We start from the raw sequence: 1885 nt of genomic DNA, 5'->3' as shown, positions 1-1885 counted from the left end.
GGGGTGAATTTCTTAAACTGGTTAACACCTCTGGGAGGCCCGAATTATGAGGGGATCCTCCAGCGCGTTTAGTTATGAACTCTCTTTTAACTATCTCTGGAATATAGACAGCTATTAGCTCAGCATCTACCAATTTCGCTAAGACCTTCATGCGCCCAGATGAAAGTCCCTCTTGGTATAGGATGTTTGTATCTAATACTATATTTTTCATGAATACCTAACTTATTTATATCTCGTTGTTGCATAACGCCGCCAGCAGGGGCTGACAAACCAGAGCGTAGCGGCGGTTTGGCAGTCCCACTGGCTGGCCTTGTTAACTGTTTACTCTCGATCTTCCAGCAAATCCATTAGGTCATCTTCGATGTCATCTCTTTCAGACACTATATCCCCAAAACTCATACCATCTAGATAATCAGCCATTTTGATTCGGATAATTTCTTTCTCAATCAGACTTCTAAAAAAGCGGTCAGCTCCTGCCCCTTGATACATTAGCTCTTTGAAATCTTTCAACCTGATAGATGGCTCGCCTTCGACATAAAAATAATATGCAAGAAGGCCAATAGCTTCATTGAATGCCACATTACCTTCCATATCACCTGAAGACGCTACTTTTTGATAGCTCGACGCAAATTTTAAAGGGCTATCGCCATCAATTTCTGGATATGACTTAAATATTGAAATTGGCCAAACAATGGCTTTCCCCATGTTATACGGGTATCCGCGGTAACTATGCTCTCCAAATAGCCACATAAAGATGCTAAACACAAAAGCTATAGCCAAATACCCACCGATAAGTCCTTGCTTCATAAATCTTCCTCTTTTTTGTATTACAGTTAACGCCGCGTTAAAGGGCCGAAATAGCGAAGCTATTGAGGTCCCAAGGAGCGTAGCGACTGATTTTGAACGCCTTGTTATGAAAGCCTCTTTCGGCACAAGGCATATATAGAAAGGATTTGGACTGACTTCGGTTCATACATTCACCTTCCTTGATTCAACCTGCCCCACGACAACAGGCACGCTACCGCCAAGCCCGAGATGCCAACACATGGCACTAGGTTTGGATTGCCCATGTTGGAGTTTTTGATGAGAAGGGTTTAGAACCCCTTTTCGCCAAGCACTCCGTTGCTTGCTTTACTACCTAAGCCTTCAGACTACCCCGAAGACGCGGCGCTGGCCATTCTTTATGGCCTCTAAACTACCCGCACTGACTTACGATGACTCGAAGTATTTGGGTTTTCATAACGCCGCGTTAAGGGGCGCAGGCACGCAATACAAAAGTGACCGCATAACACCTTAACCACTAAACAAACTGCAAACCGAAAATGCCACGCGTGCCAAGTCCCTCTTGAACGCTTGTATGGATAATAACCAAGCAAAAAGGGTAAAGTGAGACCCAGGCTTTAGCGGCAACTAAAGCTTTCTATGTGGCAGTTCGGTTGAACGCTGGCTCCTCTGTCGAGAGACCGATAACAAACATGAACGCCTCATAGGACTCCAAGCATAAACCTCGAATAGTCGACTGGGTCTCGAACCCGCATTTCGCAAGCAAGAGTTAGCTTATTATGAATACAAACACACTTCAAAACATTAATATTGGTGTTGATACCGGCAAATTACAGCTCGACATTTACATCCGTCCACTCGATGTCTTTTTTACCGTGCCAAACAACGAAAAGGGTATCAAACAAGCCTTAGCTACTATCAAAAAACACAACTCACAGCGTATCGTTATCGAAGCGACTGGCGCCTAGAAATGCCCTTCGTGTTAGCGTGTACCGAGGCCAAGTTGCCTATTGTTCGTGCTAATCCTGTTCATATCAAACGCTTTGCCGGTGCTATTGGTCGTAGAGCCAAAAATGACCGCTTAGATGCACAGCTTATCGCT

2 protein-coding genes and 1 pseudogene are annotated in these 1885 nt (G+C 44.6%); 1 reads left to right on the top strand and 2 read right to left on the bottom strand.

Annotated features, from left to right (window positions below):
• Both CBE72_RS20340 and CBE72_RS19640 read right to left on the bottom strand, forming a co-directional pair.
• Nucleotides 1-211: hypothetical protein (locus CBE72_RS20340; RefSeq protein ID WP_206191803.1), on the bottom strand; the 211-nt coding region annotated here is incomplete at its 3' end.
• Between the two features lie 110 nt (nt 212-321).
• Nucleotides 322-807, bottom strand: coding sequence for a hypothetical protein (locus CBE72_RS19640; RefSeq protein WP_100146009.1), 486 nt, complete (start codon nt 805-807; stop codon nt 322-324).
• Between the two features lie 755 nt (nt 808-1562).
• On the opposite strand from CBE72_RS19640, the pseudogene CBE72_RS19630 reads away from it, so the two are divergent.
• Nucleotides 1563-1885, top strand: a pseudogene (locus CBE72_RS19630) (IS110 family transposase); the annotation flags it as partial.

The sequence above is a fragment of the Shewanella carassii genome (genome assembly GCF_002777975.1).
Lineage (GTDB): Bacteria > Pseudomonadota > Gammaproteobacteria > Enterobacterales > Shewanellaceae > Shewanella > Shewanella carassii.
This window is presented reverse-complemented; position numbering and strand designations above follow the sequence as displayed.